Origin of the sequence: Motilibacter rhizosphaerae, assembly GCF_004216915.1 — a bacterium.
GTDB lineage: Bacteria > Actinomycetota > Actinomycetes > Motilibacterales > Motilibacteraceae > Motilibacter > Motilibacter rhizosphaerae.
This window is the reverse complement of record NZ_SGXD01000001.1, coordinates 811,990-832,188: the sequence shown is the minus strand read 5'-3', so window position 1 is coordinate 832,188 and position 20,199 is coordinate 811,990. Positions and strand designations below refer to the sequence as shown.

Here is a 20,199-nt window from a genome sequence, read left to right as displayed (position 1 = left end):
TCAGTGCAGACACCAGCACGCTGGGCCCATGACTCCCGACGTGCTTCCCGCGCGGCAGCAGCGCCTCCTCCTCGCCGCCGTCGTCTCGGGCCTGCTGCTCGCGATGCTCGACCAGACCGTCGTCGGCACCGCGCTGCCGCACATGGTCCGGTCGCTGGGCGGCGAGTCGCGCTACGTGTGGGTGGTGACGGCGTACCTCGTCCCCGCGACCGTGACGCTGCCGGTCTACGCGCGGCTCTCCGACCGCTACGGCCGCAAGGCGATGCTGCTGACCGGCATGGCGCTGTTCCTGCTGGGCTCGCTGCTCAGCGCGACGGCGACGAGCATGGACCAGCTGGTCCTGTGGCGCGGGCTCCAGGGCTGTGGCGCGGGCGCGCTCGAGGGGCTGTCGTTCATCCTCGTCGCCGACCTGTACGCCGGGCGCAGGAGCGCGGCGCTGCAAGGGGTCCTCGCCGGCCTCATGGGCGTCAGCTGGATCGGCGGCCCGCTGCTCGGCGGGCTGCTCACCGACACCGTCGGCTGGCGCGCGGTGTTCCTCGTCAACCTCCCCGTCGGGGTCCTCGCCGTGGCGGCGGTCGTCGCGTACCTGCCGGCGGGCGTGGGCCGGCACGAGGGCCGCAGCGTCCCCGTCGACCTCGCCGGCATCGCCACGCTCACCCTCGCGCTGGGGCTCGTGCTCGTCGGGCTCAGCGAGCGCGCGCAGCCGTCGCCGTCCGGCGCACTGCCGGGCTGGCTCGAGCTGCGCACCGGCGGCGCGCTCATCGCAGGTGTCTTCGTGGCCGCGGTCCTCGTCGCCGTCGAGCGGCGCGCCGCCGCACCGGTCCTGCCGCTGGCCCTGCTCCGGGAGCGCCGGCGCGCTGTCATCGTGGCCGCCGCGACGACCGGCGTCTCGGGGCTGTTCGCCGCGATGCTGCTGCTGCCGCGCTACTACCAGCTGGCCAGGCACGCGAGCGCGACCTCGTCCGGCCTGCTCGTCTACCCCCTGCTGCTCGGACTCATCGTCTCGGTCAACGGCACGGGCGCGGTGCTGCGCAGGCGGCCGGACTTCCGCGCGCCCGTCCTCGCCGGACAACTGCTCGCCGGCGCAGCACTCCTGGGCTACCTGGGCTTCGCGCGCTCGACGCCCGACGCCGTCGGCCTGCTGCTCATGGCCTGCATCGGCGTCGGGGTCGGCCCCTCGCTCTCCGGGCTGCAGGTCGCGATGCAGACCTCCGTGGCCCCGCAGCAGACCGCAGGCGCGATGGGCATGGTCATCCTGCTGCGCCAGGTGGGCGGGAGCGTCGCGCTCGCGGCGGCGGGCGTCGCGTACGCCGGGGTGCTGGACGGCGACCCCGCTCGCGCTGCGGTCGCGACCGGGCACGCGCTGGCGTACGTCGGAGGCGCGGGCTCCCTGCTCGCCGTGCTCGCGCTCTCCCTGCTGCGCAAGGGAGACTCACGCATCGCGTTCCGCGCTCCCGCCCTCGCCGCGTGAGAGCGGCTACCCCTGCGCCTGCTCCGCGAGCCACTGCCACTCGCGCCAGCCGGCGAGCCGCCGCTCGTAGTCCGCGGTCGCGATGCCGAGCGGGGCCTTGCCGAAGAAGACGCGCAGGGGAGGCTCTTCGCTGTCGACGAGGGCGAGGACGGCGGCAGCGGAGGCCTTCGGGTCGCCCGGCTCGGCCACGCGCTGCTTGCGCTGCTCGGCCACCTTGGCGCGCACCTCGTCGTAGGCCGCCAGCTGCTGGGCGTGCTTCGCGGAGGCGCCGCCCCAGTCGGTGCTGAAGCCGCCCGGCTCGATGAGGGTGACCTTGATGCCGAAGTCGGCGACCTCCTGCGCCAGCGCCTGGCTGAAGCCCTCCAGGGCCCACTTCGACGCGTGGTACGCGCCGAGCCCGGGGAACGCGGAGATGCCGCCGATGCTGGAGACCTGCAGGATGTGGCCCCCTCGCTGCTCCCGCAGGTGCGGCAGGGCCGCCTGCGTCACCCAGAGGGCACCGAAGACGTTGGTCTCGATCTGCGCCCGCAGCTCGTCCTCGCTGAGCTCCTCGAGCATGCCGAACTGGCCGTAGCCCGCGTTGTTGACCACGACGTCGAGGCGGCCGAAGTGCCGCGCCGCCTCGTCGACCACGGTGCGGACGGCCGTCGGGTCGGTCACGTCCAGCGCGCGGGCGAGGACGGCGTCGCCGTACTGCTCCTCGAGGTCCTTGAGCGAGCTCGCGTCGCGCGCGGTCGCCGCGACCCTGTCGCCGCGCTGCAGCGCGGCCTCTGCCCACTCGCGGCCGAAGCCGCGCGACGTCCCGGTGATGAACCACGTCTTCACGAGCGCACTCCTCGTCACAGCCGATCTGCTTGCCGCAGGAAGGACTACCCGCGGGCAGCGGCGGACATGCCTAGCCGAACGGCAGCAGCTCCTCGCTGTGCCGGCGCTCGTGCTCGAGCAGGAACTGCTTGCGCGTCAGGCCTCCCGCGTAGCCGACCAGCTTGCCCCCGGCCCCGATCACCCGGTGGCACGGCACGATGATGCCGACGGGGTTGCGTCCGTTCGCCAGCCCGACCGCCCGGGAGGCGGTCGGCTGGCCGAGGGCGAGCGCGATCTCGCCGTAGGACATGGTCTGCCCGAAGGGGATCTCGCGGAGCACCGCCCAGACCCGCTGCTGGAAGGGCGTTCCTCGCGGGGCGAGCACGACGTCGAAGGCCCGCAGCTCCCCGGCGAAGTACGCGGCGAGCTGCTCGACGACCGCTTCGAAGCCAGCGGGTCCGTCGTCGTCGACGAGCTCGTGCGGGGCGGCGTGGCGCTGGTCCTCCATGTGGAGGCTGACGAGGGCGCCGTCATCGCCGACGAGCCTCAGCCGGCCGACGGGACTCTCGACGTACGTGGTGCGCTGCATGGGTTCCTCCTGCGTCACGCGCTGGTCGGAAGGACGTTGACGGGGTGCTCGCTGGTGCCCCACAGGTGCTGGACGGCGTACGCCCGCCAAGGGCGCCAGGCGGCCGCCCGCGCCGTCAGCCCACTCGGCGACGAGGGAAGTCCCAGCCCCTCGGCCGCGAGGCGGACGCCGAGGTCGCCGGCGAGGAAGGCGTCGGGGTCACCGAGGCCGCGCATGGCGACGACCTCGGTCGTCCACGGGCCGATGCCCGGCAGGGCGAGCAGCCCCGCCCTGGCGGAGCCCCAGTCGCTGCCCGGGTCCAGGCGGACCTCCCCGTCGGCGAGCGCCGCGACGAGGCCCACGAGGGCCCGCCGCCGGGCGCGCGGCAGGGCCAGCGACTCCGGGTCGAGGGCCGCGAGCTCGGCCGCCGACGGGAACAGCGCGCTCAGGCCCCCGACCGGGTCGGCGACCGGCGTACCGTGCGCGCGGACCAGCCGGGCGGCGTGCGTCCGGGCCGCCGCCGTCGACACCTGCTGCCCGAGCACGGCCCGCACGGCGAGCTCGTCGGGGTCCACCGTGCGCGGCACCCTCCGTCCCGGCGCGGCCGCGACGAGCGGCGCGAGCACCGGGTCCCCCGCCAGCGCGCCGTCGACGGCCACCGGGTCGGCGTCGAGGTCGAGCAGGTGGCGGCAGCGGCTGATGGCCGTCTGCAGGTCGCGCAGGTCGGAGAGGACGAGCTCGCAGGCGACGTGGCCGTCGGCGGGAGCCAGCGCGACGACGCCGCTGCCGTGCGGGAGCCGCAGCGTCCGCCGGTAGGCCCCGTCCCGCCACTCCTCGACGCCCGGCACGGCCGTCGCGACGAGGTGGCCGAAGAGGTTGTCGGGGTGGAGCGGCGCGCGGTAGGGCAGCCGGAGCGCCAGCGCGCCCGCGGCCGCTGGCGCCGTCCGCGCCCGCCGGCGCAGCTCGCCGGGCGGCATCGCGAACACCTCGCGGACCGTGTCGTTGAACTGCCGCACGCTGCCGAACCCCGCCGCCAGCGCCACGTCGGTGATGGGCAGCGCGGTCGTCTCGAGCAGCAGCCGCGCGGTCTGCGCCCGCTGGGCCCGCGCGAGCGCGAGCGGCCCGGCGCCGAGCTCCTCCTGCAGCGCCCGCTCGACCTGCCGGGTGCTGTAGCCGAGCCGGGCCGCCAGCCCGGGGACGCCGTCGCGGTCCACGACCCCGTCGCGCAGCAGCCGCATCGCCCGGGCCACGAGGTCGGCGCGCACGTCCCACTCGGGTGAGCCCGGCGAGGCGTCCGGGCGGCACCGCTTGCAGGCGCGGAAGCCCGCCGCCTGGGCCGCGGCCGCGCTCGGCAGGAAGCGCACGTTGTCGCGCCGGGGCGTCAGCGCCGGGCAGGAGGGCCGGCAGTAGATCCCCGTCGAGGTGACGGCCGTGAAGAACCAGCCGTCGAAGCGCGGGTCCTTCGCCTGCACCGCCCGGTAGCGGCGCTCGTCGTCCTCGTCCACGCGCCCATCCTCTCCCCGCGGTCGCCCCCTGCGCTGGCGGGAATCCGACATCACGACGCGCGGCGTACGGGCCGACCGGCGCACCGCCCCGTGCGAGGATGGCGCGGTCGGCGCGCGGAGGAGGTGCGGGGAGCATGGGCGAGGGGGCCCCCGCGGTCCTCCCCGCGGTCGAGCACTTGCGAGCCGCGGTCGCGGGCACCGCGCTCCCCCTGGGTGACGCTGCCGGTGCGTCCGCCCGGCGCCTGCGCCAGGAGCTCCTCGACCAGCTCGACGACTACGTCCTCCCGCGGCTGCGCGACCTCGACGCCCCGCTGCTCTGCGTCGTCGGAGGCTCCACCGGCGCCGGCAAGTCCACGCTCGTGAACTCCCTGCTGCGCGCGACGGTCACCGCGCCCGGCGTGCTCCGCCCGACGACCCGCTCCGCGGTCCTCGCCCACGCCCCCGTCGACCGCGACGCCTTCACCGGCGAGCGCATCCTGCCCGGGCTCGCCCGGCAGAGCGCCGCACCCGGCGCCGCCCCCGCCGGTGACCCGCGGTCGCTGACGCTGGTCGCGAGCGACCGCGTACCCGAGGGCCTCGCGCTGCTCGACGCCCCCGACATCGACAGCGTCGTCCGCGAGAACCGCGAGCTCGCCGGTCAGCTGCTCGCCGCGGCCGACCTCTGGGTGTTCGTGACGACCGCCGCGAGGTACGCCGACGCCGTGCCGTGGGCGCTCCTCCAGGAGGCCAGCGAGCGCAGCGCGGCGCTGGCGGTCGTGCTCGACCGCGTACCTGCTGGGGCTGCGAGCGAGATCCGCCCGCACCTGCAGCAGATGCTCGCCGAGCACGGGCTCGCCGGCGCGCCGGTGTTCACCGTCGACGAGGTCCCGCTCGTCGAGGGGCTGCTGCCGGTCGAGGTCGTCGCCCCGCTCGCCGACTGGCTCCACGGCCTGGCCCGCGACGCCGCCGCCCGCGCCGAGCTCGTGCAGCGCACGCTCGCGGGAGTGCTGGCGACGTACCCGGTGCGGGTGGGGGCGCTCGCCGACGCCTCCGACGAGTCCGAGCGCGCGCTCGCGGGCCTGCGCACGGAGGCCCGGGCGGCGTACGCGGAGGCCGCCGACCGCGTCGACACCGCCCTCGAGGACGGCTCCGTGCTGCGCGGCGAGGTGCTCGCCCGCTGGCAGGAGGTCGTCGGGACGGGCGAGCTGCTGCGTCACCTCGAGTCGCGGATGGGGCGGCTGCGCGACCGGGTCGTCAGCACCGTGCGCGGGCGGCCCGCACCCGACGAGCGGCTCGGCGTCGCGCTCGAGTCGGGCGTCGAGACCCTCGTCCGGGAAGCGGCTGACGCTGCAGCGGAGCGGACCGTCGCGCGCTGGCTGCAGCGGCCCGGCGGCCGTGACCTGCTCGGGGAGCGCACCGGGACCCTCGCCCGCTCGACGCCTGGTCTGGCCGGCGCGAGCGGTCGCCTCGTGCGCGACTGGCAGGGCGCGGTCCTCGACCTGGTGCGCTCCGAGGGCGCCGGCCGGCGGGCGTCGGCACGGGCGCTGTCGTACGGCGTCAACGGCGCCGCCCTCGTCGTCATGGTCGCTGTGTTCGCCAGCACCGGCGGGCTGACCGGCGGCGAGCTGCTCGTCGCCGGGGGTGCCTCGGCGCTCGGGCAGAAGGTGCTGGAGGCGCTGCTCGGTGACGAGGCCGTACGCCGCCTGGCCGCCACCGCCCGCGCCGACCTCTCCCGGCGGGTGGGCGCGCTGCTCGAGCAGGAGGAGCGGCGGTTCACCGAGCTGCTCGACGCGCTGCCCTCGGGCACGCCGTCGGCGGAGCTGCGCGCGGCGAGCGAGGACGTGCGCCGGTGGTGACCCGGCTGCTCTCCCGCCGCCGTCGTGGGGGGCCGGACCTCGCCAGCCGCGTCGAGGCGCTCGACACCGTGGTCCGGCTGGGCGGCGGCGGCTTCGACCCCGAGCTGCTCGACTCGGCGCGCGCCGTGCTCGACCGCGCCGGTGCGCGGCTGCGGCTCTCTGGCGAGCACACCGTCGTCGCGGTCGCGGGCGGCACCGGCAGCGGCAAGTCGACGCTGGTCAACGCTCTTGCCGGCACCGAGGTCTCGCCCCCCGGCGTGCGCCGCCCGACCACGAGCCACTCCGTGGCCGCGCTCTGGGGCCCGGCGGGGGCCGGGCCGCTGCTCGACTGGCTGGGCGTACCCGAGCGCCACGTCGTCGACGGCTCGGAGGAGCTCGCCGGGCTCGTCCTGCTCGACCTGCCCGACCACGACTCCACCGCGCTCGACCACCGGCTCGAGGTCGATCGGCTCGTCGAGCTCGTGGACCTGCTCGTGTGGGTCGTCGACCCGCAGAAGTACGCCGACGCCGCCCTCCACGAGCGCTACCTCCAGCGGCTGCGCGCCCACCGGGCGGTGACGCTCGTCGCGCTCAACCAGGTCGACCTGCTCACCCCCGAGGACGCCGAGGTGTGTGCCGCGGACCTGCGCCGGCTGCTCCGCGCGGACGGGCTCGCCGACGTCGCGCTGGTGAGCGTCTCGGCGCGGACCGGCGAGGGGGTGGCGGAGCTGCAGGAGGCGCTCGCGGGGGCGGTCGCCCGGCGTACCGCCGCGGTCGAGCGGCTCACCGCCGACGTCGACCGGGCGGTCGAGGAGCTGGACCGCGACCTGGGGACCGGTTCGCCGCCGGCCGGCGGCACCGTCGGCCGGGCCGAGCGGGCCCGGCTGCGCGAGGCGCTCGCCGTCGCCGGCGGCGTCCCCGCGGTCGAGGCGGCGGTCGAGCAGAGCGTCCGGCGCCAGGTGCACGCCGCCACGGGCTGGCCCGTCACGCGCTGGGCCGGCAGGCTGCGCCGCGACCCGCTGTCCCGGCTGCGCGTCGACGCCGCCGTCGAGGGGTCGCGCAGCTCGCTGCCGCCGGCCTCGCCCGTGGCGCGCGCGGGGGTGGACGCCGCGGTCCGCGGGCTCGCCGACGCGGCGTCCGCGCCGCTGCCCGACCGGTGGGCCCAGGCCGTACGCGCCGCCGCCCGCTCCCGCAGCGGCGACCTCGACGACGCGCTCGACCGGGCGGTCAGCGGGACGCCGGTGAGCGCGGCCCGCCGCCCGTGGTGGGTGCCGCCCCTGGCCGCGCTGCAGTGGGTCGTCACCGCCGCCGCCGTCGTCGGCCTGCTCTGGCTCGCCGCGCTGTTCGTCGTCGACTGGGTGCGCCTGCCCGAGCCCCCGACGTACGACGTCGGCCGGATCCCGCTGCCCACGACGCTGCTCGTCCTCGGCGTGCTCGCCGGCCTCCTCATCGCCTCGCTCGGCTCCGCGCTGGGCCGCCGCGCCGGCCGGCGGGCTGCTCGTCGCGCGGGCGGGCGGCTGCGCGACGCCGTGGCCGAGGTGGGCGAGGTGCTGGTCGTCGCGCCGGTGAAGGACGAGCTCCAGCGGTACGCCGTGGTGCGCGAGGCACTGCGCCGCGCGGGCTGACCCGCGCTAGCGCCGCCCCCGCCCCACTCCCCCGTGATCATGCACATCTTGGGGCGCCCACGTGCTCGCGATCATGCAGATCCTGGAGCCCCAACGTGCTCGTGATCATGCAGATCCTGCGGCGCCCCCACTTTGCCCGTGATCATGCAGATCTTGGAGCGCCCACTCCCCGGTGATCATGCACTTCGCGGCCGAGAGCCGACGCTGGCCCTGGGGAGGTGGAAGCGCGGCGCCCGTCCAGACGGGCTGTCGCTCGTACCGGTGCCTCGACGCACGGTCGGGGACCGGCAGGCTGCGGCCAAGAAGTGCATGATCACGGGGAGTGGACCCACAGGAAGTGCATGATCACGGGGAGTGGGCCCACAGGAAGTGCTGATCACGGCGAAGTGGGGACCCAGGACCTGCATGATCACGAGGGTGGGGCACCCTTAGCGGCGCGGGGGCTCCTCCGTGCACGCCAGGTCCTGGGCGACCTCGCACGCCGTGACCGTGGAGTCGCCGGCCAGCCGGTCGAGCAGCTGGCGCAGCCGCGCGGCCTCCTCGGCGTCGAGCGGGCTCAGCACCTTCGCATCGACGTCGGCCAGGGCCTCGCCCACGCCACGGTGGCGCTCCACGCCGAGCGGCGTCGCGACGATGCGGCGGTTGCGCCGGTCGTCGGGGTCGGGCTGGCGCGTGACGAGGCCGGCCCGCTCGAGGTCGTCGAGCAGGTACGTCAGCACGGTCCGGTCGATGCCGAAGCGCTGGCCCAGCGCGGTCTGGCTCGTCGCCTCGCCGCGGACCGCTGCGTCGAGCACCTGCCAGCCCCGGTGCGCGCCGGGAACCCCGGCCGACGCCTCGGACGACGCCTTCAGCCACTGCCGCAGCACCACGCCCAGCGCCGAGCCCAGGTCGCGGCGTACCGCGGCGGAGGGCTCGGTGGTGGTCACGCTTCGACGCTAGCACCGGCCGCGGCGCGCGGGGAGGGCTCTGACGAGGAGCTGCGCTGACGAGCAGAAGGAACGGTTGACAGATGTTCTGCTTGGCATAGCATCTGGAGGACAGACCGATCCGGAGGAGCTCCCATGACCCTGTTCCGCCTCGACGCCAGCATCCGCGGCCCCCAGTCCGTGACCCGCGCGGTCGCCGACACCGCCGAGCAGGCGTACCTGCGCTCCTCGGGCGACGAGCACGTCGTCCGGCGCGACCTCGGCGCCCACCCGCTGCCCTCCGACGCGTGGGCCGCCGCGGTCGGCGCGCGCTGGACGCCGGAGCCGGAGTGGAGCGACGAGACCCGCTCCGCCGTTCGGCTCGCCACCTCCCTCGCCGACGAGGTGGCCGCGGCGGACGCGTACGTGTTCGCGCTCCCGCTCTACAACTGGGGCGTCGACGCGCACGTCAAGGCGTGGCTCGACCTGCTCCTCACCGACCCGCGCTTCGCCCCGGGCTCGACCCCCGTGACCACCGGCCGCCCGGCCGCGCTCGTCGTCGCCCGCGGCGGCGCGTACGGCGAGGGCACCCCCAAGTTCGGCTGGGACCACGCCACGCCGTGGTACCGCCGTGTGCTCGGCGACGTGCTCGGCCTCGACCTGCACGTCAGCGAGGTCGAGCTCACGCTCGCCGAGGTCAACCCGGCGATGGCGGCGTTCGTCGACCAGGCCCGGGAGAACGCGCGCCGCGGGCACGAGCTGGCCGAGGCGCACGGCGCCGAGGTCGCCGCGAAGGCCGGCACGGCGGAGCGCCTCGCCGGCTGAGTCAGACGGCGGTGCCGTTCCCGCCGCCGTGCTTCCCGGGGTGCCCACCGCCGTGCCCCCCGGGATGCCCGGGGTGCTTCCCCGGGTGACCGCCGTGCTTCCCGGGATGCGGACCGGCCTTCTTCCCGCGACCTGGCGCGCGCACCGGCCCTCGGGCAGGTCCGCGGTGAGCGGGGGCCGGGGCCTGCACCGCCGGGTGCCGGACCGGGGCCGAGGGCGCGGCTGACGGGTGCCGGACCACCGGGGCGCGGCGTACGGACCGGGGAGCCGCGGGGGTGCTCGCCGCCGCGGGCCGCACGTCCACCGCGACGGCGGCGGGCGCGGCGGCGGACGGCGTCGGGCTGGGCACGGCGGCCTGCGCCGGAGCGGCCGGACCGCCTGCGCCGGCGTGCAGCACGACGCCGAGCACGAAGGCCGCCGCAGCGACGGCGGGGGTGGCGGCCAGGAGAGCGAGCAGCGGACGGCGCCGCCGAGGCGCCGGCTCATCACCCGGCAGCACGGGCGTGGCGCCGGTAGCGACCGCAGTCAGCCACTCGCGCACCTCCGCCGAGCCGGGGCGCTCGAGCGGGTCCTTGCGCAGCATGCGGGCGATGACGGGTCCGAGGGCCCCCGAACGCGCGGTCAGCTCCGGCTCGTCGTGGAGCACCGCGAACAGCGTCGGCACCTCGCCCTCGCGCTGGAACGCCGGGCGGCCCTCGACCGCGGCGTACAGCGTCGCGCCGAGTCCCCAGAGGTCCGAGGCGGGCGTGGCGGGCCGTCCGGCGGCTCGCTCCGGGCAGAGGTACGCCGGCGACCCGACGATCGCGCCCGTCACCGTGAGCGAGGGGTCGCTCGGCGCCCGGGCGATGCCGAAGTCGGTCAGCAGGACCGAGCCGTCGGGCCGGACGAGGATGTTGCCGGGCTTCACGTCGCGGTGGACGAGCCCGGCGCGGTGCACGGCGTCGAGGGCGTCGAGCACGCCCAGCCCGACGCGCGCCGCGTCCGCGGGGTCCAGCGGTCCGTCGCGGAGAACGGCGTCGAGCCCGCGCGCGTCGACGAGCTCCATGACGACCCAGACGACGCCCTGGTCCTCGACGACGTCGAAGACGCGGACCACCGACGGGCTCACCACGCGGGCCGCGGCCCGGGCCTCCTGCAGCGCCCGGCCGCGGGTGTCGTCGTCCGCGGTCGCGGGCGCGAGGTGCAGCCGCTTGAGCGCGACGCGCCGTCCGAGGACCACGTCGTCCCCGGCGTGCACGACCCCGGACCCACCGCGCCCGAGGACGTCGAGGACGCGGTACCGACCAGCGAGGAGCTCCACGCGGGAGGCCTACCCCCGCCGGTCGTAGATCACTGCTGCGCGGGGGCGAAGACCACCGAGACGGAGTCGTAGCCGAGCGAGTGCACGAGCGCGCTGAGCGTGGCGCGGGTGCTGTCCTCGGTGCGCTGCAGGATGCTGGGGTCGCTCGCCGCGGCCGCCGCGATCTTCTGCTGGCCCGCCTTCCAGTACTCCGTGTCGCTCGAGCCGTCGCCGACGACGGACTCGACGCGGTCGACCACGCCGCGGCTGCGCGAGAGGACCTTGCTCTGCGCGGCGTCGAGTCGTGCCGGGCCGAGCTGCGGCGCCGGCAGGGTGATCGTCACCTGCTTGCCGCTCACGGTGACGGCGTCGGCGCCGAGGTGCGAGAAGTCGACCACGCCGTCCACGGTCCCGGTCGCGAGGAACGTCGTGGACTCACCGGCGATGAAGCCCGGGACGTAGCGGTAGCCGTTGTCGATGTCGACGACCTGCTGGTACTGCGCGGTCGCGCCGTGGAAGTCCTTGAGGTCGCGCAGCGACTTCATCAGCGCCGGGCCGCTGTTGTCCGTGTGCGTCGCGGAGAACGGCAGCTTGAGGTCGAGCAGGCCCACGCCCTTGCCGGCGAGCACGAGCACGACAGCGGCGACGAGCACGGTCAGGCCACGGGCGAGGCGGCGGGGAGCAGAGACCGGGGAGGCGGCGGGAAGCGCCAAGGCAGGTCCTCGAGGGAGGAGGTGCGGGGGGTCGTTGTCGTCAACGACGACAGCGGCCGTTTCCTTCCCGTACGTCCGGGTCTATCCCGCCAGCCCGTCGACCACCGCGCCCGCGTCCGGCGGGAGCACGACGAACTGGCGCAGCGCCAGGTCGGGGAAGGTCACCGGGCCGCGCGGGCCCGGGAAGCGGTCGACGCTGATGCCGGTCTCGGGCACGCCGAGCAGCTTGTAGCCGTCGAGCAGCCGCGTCGTCGTGCCCCAGAACGCGCCGGTCCCGTCCCACGCCCCGAGGAAGGCGAGGGCGGCGGCCTCGTCGGTGGCGCAGACGGTCGCGGCGATGCCGCTGGTCTCGCGGCTCGCGAGCGCGGCGGCCTCCACCGGCCCGTCGACCGGAGCGACGGTCACACTCGCCTCGCGCCCCGAGTCGAGCGCCCACTCGTGGCCGAGCCGCTGCTCGTGCGGGGGCAGCAGCGCCTGCACGCCGAGCCCGCCGAGGACCTCGCTCGCGACGCCGCTGAGCTCGTCGAAGCGGTCGCGGTGCACGAGCAGCAGGTTGAGCCGGTTGCAGACGCCGAGCCGGTCGACGCCGCTCGCGAGCAGGGCGCGGAACTGCTCGGGGTCGGCGGAGGCGTCGGCGTACAGCACCCCGCCGCCGTCGGCGTGGGCGAGCACGCGCACCCCGGCGGAGGCGCCGAGCGCGGAGAGCCGGCGGGTCGTGTCGCCCGAGCCGCGCACGATGACGAGCGGGACCAGGTCGGGCTGCGTCACCAGCGCCTCGGCGGCCGCGTGGCCGGGCTCGCGCACGAGCGAGACCGCGCCCTCCGGCAGCCCCGCCTCGTGCAGCGCCGGCGCGACGACCTCGTCGACGAGGACAGCCGCGGTGCCGAGCGCCGCCGAGCCGGTACGCAGCACCGCCGCGCTCCGCGCCCGCAGCACCTGCCCGGCGACGTCGAGCGTGACGGCCGGACGGGCCTCGTAGGTCGCGCCGATGACGCCGACGGGGACGCGGCGCTCGTAGACGCGCGAGCCGTCGGGCAGGTCGCGCACGTGGCGCAGGCGGGCGGCCGGCTCGGTGCCGGCGAGCTCGAGCAGCTGCTGCTCGGCGCCCTCGAGGCGGCCGGCGTCGAGCCGGAGGCGGTCGAGCAGCCCGGCCGACATGCCGCCCGCCTCCGCGGCGGCGACGTCCTGCGCGTTGGCCGCGAGCACTGCGCCCTCGGCCTCGCCCAGCCGGCGGGCGGCGGCCAGCAGCGCCGTACGGACCTGCTCGTCGGGCGCGGTGCGCAGCACGACGGCGGCAGCAGCGGCGGCAGCGGCGGCGGTGCGGACGGCGCTGGTCGCGGCGTCGTTCTCGGGGGCGGCGGAGACGGCGGTCACACGCCAAGCGTATGGGGCGCTGCACCCGACGTCGTGTGCCTGGTGCGCGCTATGACCCCCACTCAGGCACACAACGTTGGGGACCTGGTGCGCGCCCTGACCGCCGCCCAGGCACACGACGTCGGGGACCACGCACGAGCGCCCGGCCCGCAGCAGCGGACCGGGCGCAGGTGGAGCGCAGGGGACGAGCAGGCGTCAGGCGCTCTTGATGAGCGAGATGTCGAACTCGAGGGTGACCTTCTCGCTGACGAGGACGCCGCCGGTCTCGAGCGCGGCGTTCCAGGTCAGGCCCCAGTCCTTGCGGTTGACCGTGGTCTCGCCCTCGAACCCGGCGCGGGTGTTGCCGAACGGGTCGACCGCGGTGCCGGTGTACTCGAGCTCGAGCGTGACGGGCTTGGTGACGTCCTTGATGGTGAGGTCGCCGGTGAGCTTGACCTCGGTGCCGTCGACCTCGACGTCGGAGGAGGTGAAGGTGATCTCCCCGTACTTCTCGGCGTCGAAGAAGTCACCGCTGCGCAGGTGGTCGTCGCGCTGCTGCTGGCCGGTGTCGACGCTCGAGACGGCGAGCTTCACGGTGGCCGAGGACTGCTTCGGCTCGTGCGCGACGATCGAGATCTGGCCCTCGACGTCGCGGAAGCGGCCGCGGACCTTGGTCACCATCGCGTGACGGGCGACGAAGCCGACCACGCTGTGCGCCGGGTCGATGGTCCAGGTGCCGGTCAGGGCGGCGGTCTCGTTCGTGGTCTGGCTCATGGCGTCCTCGCTCTGGGTGGTGGTGGGTGGTGGTGGTCTCAGCCGGCGACGGGCACGGAGATGCCGAGCCCACCCCGGGTCTGCCCGCCGTAGCGCGCGGTCTCACGCGCGAGGTCCAGCGGGCGGATGCTGCTGCGGCCGGCGAGGGCCGCGTCGTCGAGCAGGTCCGCGGGAACGACCCAGGCGATCTCGAGCTCGAGGCCGTCGGGGTCCTGCGCGTACAGGCTCTTGGTCGTGGAGTGGTCCGACGCGCCGACCAGGGCGCCGGCCGCCGAGAGGGCGCCGGCGAGCCGCTGGAGCTCGTCGAGCGTGTCCACCTCCCACGCGAGGTGGTAGAGCCCCACGGTCGCGCGCCCCGCCTGGGAGGCGCCGGCCGCGGAGCCGATGGCGAACAGGCCGAGGTCGTGGTCGTTCGTCGAGCCGGGTGCCTGGAGGAACGCCGCGCCCGGGATGGCGGCCCCCTCGAAGCGGACCTCGCGGAAGCCGAGCACGTCCTGGTAGAACGCCGCGCTGCGCTGCACGTCGCGCACGAAGAGCACCGCGTGGTTGAGGCGGGTGATCGGCACGGCGGGCTCCTCGGGGTCCGAGCGGTTGGACAGATGGTTGAACTCTCAACCGCAACCCCAGTATTCCACCGACCGCTTGAGAATTCAACTACTCTGGACGCATGACATCCGGCACGAAGTGGCTGAGCACCGCGGAGCAGGCCGACTGGCGGGCCTTCCTTGCCGGGGTCGCCAGCTTCAGCGAGGCGATCGAGCGCCAGCTCCAGGACGAGGCGGGCATGCCGCACGGGTACTACGAGGTGCTCGTCCAGCTCTCCGAGGCGCCCGACCGGCGGCTGCGCATGTCCGAGCTCGCCGACCGGCTGACCTCCTCGCGCAGCCGGCTCTCCCACGCCGTGGCCCGGCTCGAGGAGAAGGGCTGGGTACGCCGCGAGCCCTGCCCCGCCGACCGCCGCGGCCAGCTCGCGGTGCTCACCGACGAGGGGTTCGCCGCCCTCGAGGAGGCAGCCCCCGGGCACGTGGCCGCCGTCCGCCGCCACCTCGTCGACGCGCTCGGGCCGGAGGACTTCGCGACGCTCGGCCGGCTGTCGCGCAAGCTGCTCGCCGCCCAGCAGGTCCCCGGCGGGAGCGCTCTCCCCGCGCGCGGCTAGCCTGCGGGCGTGCCCCGGCGCCCCCCTCCCGCGGCCGCCGGCGTCCTGCTGCCGGCGCTGGTCGCGCTCGTCGTGCTCGCCACCGCGGCCGGCGGTCCCTGGCGCGGGCACGTGCAGCTCCCGGGGCTCCCGCCGCCGCGCGTCCCGGTCCCGCACCCGCCGCCCCCGCGCCCGCTGCCGAGGGGGTCGTCCTCCCGGGACCCCTCCGGCCTGCCGCTCGGCCCGGTCTGGCTCGCCGTGCTCGCCGGCGTCGTCGTCGTGCTCATCGCCGTCGCCGTCGTCCTGCTACGTGCCGCCACCCGCGTGCGCGCCCGGCTGCCGCTGCCCGCGCCGCTGGCCGAGGAGCTGCCCGGGCAGGCACTCGGCACGCGGCAGGTCGCCGACGCCGTGGAGGCGGCCGAGCGGGCGGTGGCCGGAGCCCGCGTCCCCCGCGACGCTGTCATCGGTGCCTGGGTCGCGCTCGAGCAGGCGGCCGCCGAGTCCGGTGTGCCCCGCGTGGAGTCGGCGACGCCGACAGAGTTCGCGCTCGACGTCCTCGACCGCACCGGTGCCGACGCCGCCGCGACCCGCGGCCTGCTCGCGCTCTACCAGCGCGCCCGCTTCTCCAGCGAGCCCGTGACCGAGGAGGGCGTGAGCGCCGCGCGGGCCTTCCTCGACGAGCTGCGCCGCGGGCTCGCCGAGGTGCCGGCGTGAGCCCCCGCCGCGCCGGTCTCCTGCTCGCCGGAGGAGCCGCGGTCCTGCTGGCGGCCGGGCTCGTCGCGCACCTGCAGGCGCCGTACGCCGTGGCGCTCGCGCTCGTCCCGCCCGCCCTGCTCGCCGCACTGCTCCTCCAGCGCAGCGCCGGCGCCCGCACCGCCCCCCTCCCGCCGCCCGAGGTGCAGGAGCGGCTCGGGGGCCGCCGCGAGCTCGACCGCTTCGCCTGGAGCCTGTCCGGCGTGCACGGGCGGGTCAGCGAGGAGGCCCTGCGCCTGCTGCGCCCGGTCGCGCGCGAGCGGCTGCGGCGTGCGGGGGTGGACGTCTCGTTCGAGGACGCGGCCCCGGGGCCCGCGGCCGACGCCGCCCGCGCCCTGCTCGGCGAGCGCGCCTGGGCGACGCTCACCTCCCCCGGCGGTGTCCTGCCCCGCCCCTCCGACGTCGAGCACACCATCGAGGTGCTCGAGGAGCTGTGCCCCTCTCCCGCCACCGACAGGAGCCCCGCGTGAGCGAGACCGTCACCCCGCTGGCCGTCGACGAGGTCGCCCGCCTCGGCACCGCGGTGCTGGACGAGGTCGGCACGGCCGTCGTCGGGATGGCCCGACCGCTGCGTACGGCGCTGGCGGCGGTGCTCGCCGGCGGCCACGTGCTCTTCGAGGACGTCCCCGGCCTCGGCAAGACGCTGGCGGCGCGCTCGCTGGCCTCCGCGCTCGGCCTCGACTTCCGCCGCCTGCAGTGCACCCCTGACCTGCTGCCGCTCGACATCACCGGGTCCAACGTCTACGACCCGGCGCAGAGCCGCTTCGAGTTCCGGCCCGGCCCGGTCTTCACCGGCCTGCTGCTCGCCGACGAGATCAACCGCACGGCACCGAAGACGCAGTCGGCGCTGCTCGAGGCGATGGCGGAGCGCCAGGTGACGGTCGACGGCACGACCTACGCGCTGCCGGCGCCGTTCCACGTGGTCGCGACGTCGAACCCCGTGGAGTACGAGGGGACCTACCCGCTGCCCGAGGCACAGTTGGACCGCTTCATGGTGCGGCTGTCCGTGGGCTACCCGGACGCCGAGCAGGAGAGCGACGTGCTGCTGCGACGGCTCTCCCGACGCCAGGAGGCCGCGCCCGTCGGCCAAGTCGTGGACGCCGAGACGCTGCGGGCGATGCAGGCCGGCGTGGAGGCGGTCGAGGTCGAGCACGACGTCGTCCGCTACTGCGTCGCCCTCGCCGCCGCCACGCGCGGGCACTCGGCCGTCGAGGTCGGCGCGTCGCCCCGCGGCTCGCAGGCGCTCGTGCTGCTCGCGCGGGCGGTCGCGGTGCTGGCGGGACGGACGTACGTGCTGCCCGAGGACGTCAAGGAGGTCGCGGTCGCGGCGCTCGCCCACCGGCTCACGCTGACGGTGTCGACCTGGGCGTCGGGCGCCTCGACCGAGACCGTCGTGCAGGAGCTGCTCGGCCGGGTGCCCGCGCCGGCAGCCGTCCCGGCGTGAGCCGCCCGGCGTGGGCGCCCGCGCCGGAGGTCGTGCTGGTCGGCGCGGCGGCGCTCGTCGTGCTGGTCTACGGCGTGGTCGGCGGGAGGGTCGACGTCGCGGTGCTCGCGGTGGCGCCGCTGCTGGCGGCGGAGCGCCTGCTGCGGCGCCGGCCGACCACCGGGGCGACGGGCCGGGCGGCCACGACGGTCGACGCCGAGGGCCGGATCACCGCGCTCGCCGAGCTGGAGGCCCCCACCGACGTCCCGGCGCTCGTGGTCCGCGCGTCTGTGCCGGGCCGCTCGCCCGCCGAGGCCGTCGTCGCGGTCGGCGGCACACGGCAGCTCGCGGTGACGACCGGCGCCGGGCGCACGGGTCCGCTGCCCGCCCCCCTCCTCGAGCACGTCGGGCTCGGGCCGGGGGCGGCCACCCGCGGCGGCGTCGGCCGGCTGGAGCCGCCGGTCGTCCCGGTCGCGCCGGTCGCCCGCCGCCTCCCGCTCGCCCCGCTGCCCGCCCGGCTGCGCGGGCTCAGCGGCAGCCACGAGGCGCGGCGGGTCGGCGAGGGCGGCTCGCTGCACGACGTCCACCCCTTCGGCCCGGGCGACCGGCTCAACCGCATCGACTGGCGCACGACCGCGCGCCGCTCCCCCGACCTGCAGGAGCTGTACGTCCGGCGCACCTCCGTGCTCGCCGAGGCCACGGTCGCGATCGTGCTCGACTCCCGCGACGACCTCGGGCCCGACCCGCGCACCTGGGCGCGCGCCGAGCTGCCGGCCGGGACGACCTCGCTCGAGCTGGCCCGTGAGGCAGCCGCCTCGCTCGCCCAGCACTACCTCGCCGCCGGCGACCGCGTCGCGCTGGAGGACCTCGGGCTGCGCCGCCGGCCCGTACGCGCCGGGGCCGGCCGCCGCCACCTCGACCGGCTGCTCGACCAGCTCGCGCGCACCGCTCCCGAGGCACAGTCGCTCGCGCGCGTGCGTGCCCCGCAGCTGACCTCGGGCGCACTGGTCTACGTGCTGTCGACCTTCCTCGACGACTCCGCAGCCGACCTCGCGCGCCAGTGGCGCGCGACCGGGCACCGCGTCTTCGCGGTCGACGTGCTGCCGCAGCTGGAGACGCGCCGGCTCGAGCGGCGGCACCGGCTGGCGCTGCGGGTCGCCGAGCTGGCGCGTACGGACCGGCTGGCCGCGCTCGCCACGGCCGGCATCCCCGCCGTGCGCTGGAGCGGGACGCCCGAGCGCGAGCTGCTCGCGCTGTCGCGGCTGGAGCGGCGGCGGTGAGCGCCACGCTCGAGCTGTCCCTGGAGCGGCCGCTGCCCGGCTGGGTGGTGCGGCTCGTGCCGCCGCTCGCCGCACTGGCTGCCGGCCTGCTCGCCGCTCCAGGCCCGCTGCGCTCGCCCTGGCTGGTCCTGGTCCTGCTGAGCGCCGCGGCGCTGGCCTGGCGCCCGGGAGGCGGCGCGGCGGCCGGCGTCCTGCTCGCGGTCGGCGTGGTCCTGCCGGCGACGGGCGCGTCGCTCTGGCGGACCGTCGTGCTGGTCGCCCTGGTGCACCTCGTGCTCGGCGCGAGCCTGCTGGCGGCTGTCGTCGGCTGGCGGGCACGGGTGGAGCTGGCGGTCGTGCTCGGCTGCCTGCGGGAAGCAGCGGTGCCCCAGCTCGTGGCCCAGGCCCTCGCGCTCGTCGCGGTCCCGCTGGGGTCCTCCGCGCCGCACCCGTGGCTGCGGGTCGTGGCGCTCGTCCTGCTGGGCGCTGTGGCGCTGCTCCTGCGCGCGGCCCGGGCCGAAAGTTGATCAGGCTGCCCGATCAACGTCGCGGCCGGCCGCACGAGGTGAGCACCGACAGCACGGGATCTGGTGCTGCCGGGGCCCAGTTGGTGCGGTCGGGCCGCGACGACCCCGACATCCAGACGGACCGCGCCGGGCCCACGGCACCCGGCCCGCGCCCGCTCAGGCCCGGCGCAGCTCCAGCAGGAACCGCGTCGAGTGCGCGACGAACGGGCCGCCGTCGCGCATCCGCTCGTCCAGTCGCCGCAGCGCGTCCGCGTAGCGGCCGACCGAGAACTCCGGGACCCACCAGGGGCACTGCCGCAGGATCCACACCACCGCGCCCACGTCGTGGAACTCCGCGCGCAGGGTCGCCTCGCGGAGGTCGACGAGCTCCAGCCCCGCGGCGCGCGCGGCACTGACGGCGTCCTCGGGCCGCCGCCACTGGTCCGCCTCCGGGAGCGGGCCGAGGAAGGCCTCGCTGAGCTCCACCATGCTCGCGGGCCCGACCTGCTGGGAGAGGTACGACCCTCCCGGCGCCAGCACCCGGCCCACCTCCGCCCAGTCCGTGCTGACGGGGTGCCGGCTCGTCACGAGGTCGAAGGCACCGTCCGCGAAGGGCAGCGGCGCCACGCCGTCGTGGCCGACCACGGCGACGCCGAGCGGGTGCAGTCTGCGCGTCGCCACCGCGAGGTTCACCGGCCAGACCTCCGTCGCGACCGCCACCGGCGGGTACGCGCCGGCCTCCGCCAGCACCTCCCCGCCCCCCGTCTGCAGGTCCAGGGCCGCGGACGCGCCGGCCCAGCGCCGCGCCATCATCCGCGCGTACCCCCAGGGCGGTCGCTCCTCGGTCGCCCGCCCGTCGAGCCAGGAGAAGTCCCAGCCGGCGATGGGGGCGGCGTCCGCCTCGGCGACCAGGTCCGCGAAGTCCCGCACCCCGCGAGTCTGCCGCCTGCGCACGGCACCGGGCGCTGTGCCGGTGCGGACCGGCTCAGGCGCACACGCTGCCGTCGCGCGCGTCAGCGGTTCAGCCGGCCGATGCGGATGGCGTTCCCGAAGGGGTCGCGGATCCCGAAGTCCGTACCGTACGGCTGCTCCATCGGCTCCTGCGTGACCTCGGCGCCCGCCGCGACGACGGCCTCGAACGTCGCCTGCACGTCGTCGGTCGTGAAGGCGAGCCACCCCCCGCCGGCGCCCTTCGTCACGAGGTCGCGGATCGCCCCGGCCGTGGCCTCGTCGTGCGCCGGCATGCCCGGGCGCTCCAGCAGGATCTCGTGGTCGGTCCCGGGCACGCGGACAGTGAGCCAGCGCATGGGCCCGAAGTCGACGTCCGCACTCACCTCGAGGCCGAGGACCTGGGTGTAGAACCGGAGCGCCTCGTCCTGGTCGAGGACGAAGATGGACGACAGGTTGTTGGACGTGAGCACGGGGTTCCCCTTCGGAGCAGATCGCTGACGTGCTCCAACGTAGGCAGGGCGACCGCGCCGAGCGTT

At 76.5% G+C, this 20,199-nt stretch carries 21 protein-coding genes; 10 read left to right on the top strand and 11 right to left on the bottom strand.

The window, feature by feature from the left end; all coding sequences use genetic code 11:
* The first annotated feature begins 28 nt into the window (after positions 1-28).
* Entirely contained in the window at positions 29-1,471 is a 1,443-nt protein-coding gene (locus EV189_RS03755; protein WP_130491573.1) for an MFS transporter, read from the top strand.
* 6 nt (positions 1,472-1,477) lie between these two features.
* Here the strand turns inward: EV189_RS03755 and EV189_RS03750 are convergent, their stop codons facing one another.
* The 3 genes from EV189_RS03750 to EV189_RS03740 form a co-directional block, all read right to left on the bottom strand.
* Positions 1,478-2,296, bottom strand: coding sequence for an SDR family oxidoreductase (locus EV189_RS03750; protein WP_130491572.1), 819 nt, complete (start codon positions 2,294-2,296; stop codon positions 1,478-1,480).
* A 70-nt stretch (positions 2,297-2,366) separates the two neighbouring features.
* Positions 2,367-2,864, bottom strand: coding sequence for a methylated-DNA--[protein]-cysteine S-methyltransferase (locus EV189_RS03745; RefSeq protein WP_130491571.1), 498 nt, complete (start codon positions 2,862-2,864; stop codon positions 2,367-2,369).
* 14 nt (positions 2,865-2,878) lie between these two features.
* Entirely contained in the window at positions 2,879-4,348 is a 1,470-nt protein-coding gene (locus EV189_RS03740) for an AlkA N-terminal domain-containing protein (protein WP_130491570.1), read from the bottom strand.
* Positions 4,349-4,482: 134 nt separating this feature from the next.
* On the opposite strand from EV189_RS03740, the gene EV189_RS03735 reads away from it, so the two are divergent.
* Together EV189_RS03735 and EV189_RS03730 are read left to right on the top strand one after the other, a co-directional pair.
* Complete coding sequence (locus EV189_RS03735) at positions 4,483-6,183, top strand: P-loop NTPase family protein (protein ID WP_130491569.1); 1,701 nt, start codon at positions 4,483-4,485, stop codon at positions 6,181-6,183.
* Positions 6,177-7,787 (top strand): GTPase, encoded by a 1,611-nt coding sequence (locus EV189_RS03730; protein WP_130491568.1) that lies wholly within the window; start codon positions 6,177-6,179, stop codon positions 7,785-7,787. Before EV189_RS03735 ends, EV189_RS03730 begins: the two co-directional genes overlap by 7 nt.
* A gap of 428 nt (positions 7,788-8,215) precedes the next feature.
* Here the strand turns inward: EV189_RS03730 and EV189_RS03725 are convergent, their stop codons facing one another.
* Positions 8,216-8,713: a MarR family winged helix-turn-helix transcriptional regulator gene (locus tag EV189_RS03725; RefSeq protein WP_130491567.1), complete on the bottom strand. Its 498-nt coding sequence runs from the start codon at positions 8,711-8,713 to the stop codon at positions 8,216-8,218.
* A 135-nt stretch (positions 8,714-8,848) separates the two neighbouring features.
* On the opposite strand from EV189_RS03725, the gene EV189_RS03720 reads away from it, so the two are divergent.
* Complete coding sequence (locus EV189_RS03720) at positions 8,849-9,517, top strand: FMN-dependent NADH-azoreductase (protein WP_130491566.1); 669 nt, start codon at positions 8,849-8,851, stop codon at positions 9,515-9,517.
* A gap of 1 nt (position 9,518) precedes the next feature.
* Here EV189_RS03720 and EV189_RS03715 read toward each other — a convergent pair whose 3' ends face one another.
* The 5 genes from EV189_RS03715 to EV189_RS03695 form a co-directional block, all read right to left on the bottom strand.
* Entirely contained in the window at positions 9,519-10,817 is a 1,299-nt protein-coding gene (locus tag EV189_RS03715) for a serine/threonine-protein kinase (protein WP_130491565.1), read from the bottom strand.
* 29 nt (positions 10,818-10,846) lie between these two features.
* Positions 10,847-11,509, bottom strand: coding sequence for a DUF4230 domain-containing protein (locus EV189_RS03710; protein ID WP_130491564.1), 663 nt, complete (start codon positions 11,507-11,509; stop codon positions 10,847-10,849).
* 81 nt (positions 11,510-11,590) lie between these two features.
* Positions 11,591-12,883, bottom strand: a complete 1,293-nt coding sequence (locus EV189_RS03705; protein ID WP_130491563.1) for an aldehyde dehydrogenase family protein — start codon at positions 12,881-12,883, stop codon at positions 11,591-11,593.
* 195 nt (positions 12,884-13,078) lie between these two features.
* Positions 13,079-13,636 carry a YceI family protein gene (locus EV189_RS03700; protein WP_130491562.1) on the bottom strand — a complete coding sequence of 186 codons (558 nt, stop codon included), beginning with the start codon at positions 13,634-13,636 and terminating at the stop codon, positions 13,079-13,081.
* Positions 13,637-13,674: 38 nt separating this feature from the next.
* Positions 13,675-14,202 carry a VOC family protein gene (locus tag EV189_RS03695; RefSeq protein ID WP_130491561.1) on the bottom strand — a complete coding sequence of 176 codons (528 nt, stop codon included), beginning with the start codon at positions 14,200-14,202 and terminating at the stop codon, positions 13,675-13,677.
* 101 nt (positions 14,203-14,303) lie between these two features.
* Between EV189_RS03695 and EV189_RS03690 the strand changes: the two genes are divergently transcribed.
* The 6 genes from EV189_RS03690 to EV189_RS03665 are packed head-to-tail and all read left to right on the top strand — an operon-like array spanning position 14,304 to position 18,733.
* Positions 14,304-14,792 carry a MarR family winged helix-turn-helix transcriptional regulator gene (locus EV189_RS03690; protein WP_130491560.1) on the top strand — a complete coding sequence of 163 codons (489 nt, stop codon included), beginning with the start codon at positions 14,304-14,306 and terminating at the stop codon, positions 14,790-14,792.
* 9 nt (positions 14,793-14,801) lie between these two features.
* The gene (locus EV189_RS03685) at positions 14,802-15,485 is read left to right on the top strand and encodes a DUF4129 domain-containing protein (protein WP_130491559.1); all 684 of its coding nucleotides are present in this window, start codon (positions 14,802-14,804) and stop codon (positions 15,483-15,485) included.
* Positions 15,482-15,994, top strand: a complete 513-nt coding sequence (locus EV189_RS03680; protein ID WP_130491558.1) for a hypothetical protein — start codon at positions 15,482-15,484, stop codon at positions 15,992-15,994. Before EV189_RS03685 ends, EV189_RS03680 begins: the two co-directional genes overlap by 4 nt.
* Positions 15,991-16,968: an AAA family ATPase gene (locus tag EV189_RS03675; protein ID WP_231116027.1), complete on the top strand. Its 978-nt coding sequence runs from the start codon at positions 15,991-15,993 to the stop codon at positions 16,966-16,968. The genes EV189_RS03680 and EV189_RS03675 overlap by 4 nt, the downstream gene beginning before the upstream one ends.
* Positions 16,965-18,227, top strand: coding sequence for a DUF58 domain-containing protein (locus EV189_RS03670; RefSeq protein ID WP_130491557.1), 1,263 nt, complete (start codon positions 16,965-16,967; stop codon positions 18,225-18,227). Before EV189_RS03675 ends, EV189_RS03670 begins: the two co-directional genes overlap by 4 nt.
* Positions 18,224-18,733: a hypothetical protein gene (locus tag EV189_RS03665; RefSeq protein ID WP_130491556.1), complete on the top strand. Its 510-nt coding sequence runs from the start codon at positions 18,224-18,226 to the stop codon at positions 18,731-18,733. The genes EV189_RS03670 and EV189_RS03665 overlap by 4 nt, the downstream gene beginning before the upstream one ends.
* 156 nt (positions 18,734-18,889) lie before the next feature.
* Here EV189_RS03665 and EV189_RS03660 read toward each other — a convergent pair whose 3' ends face one another.
* Positions 18,890-19,642, bottom strand: a complete 753-nt coding sequence (locus tag EV189_RS03660; RefSeq protein ID WP_130491555.1) for a class I SAM-dependent methyltransferase — start codon at positions 19,640-19,642, stop codon at positions 18,890-18,892.
* An 83-nt stretch (positions 19,643-19,725) separates the two neighbouring features.
* Entirely contained in the window at positions 19,726-20,133 is a 408-nt protein-coding gene (locus EV189_RS03655) for a VOC family protein (protein WP_130491554.1), read from the bottom strand.
* Positions 20,134-20,199: the final 66 nt, after the last annotated feature.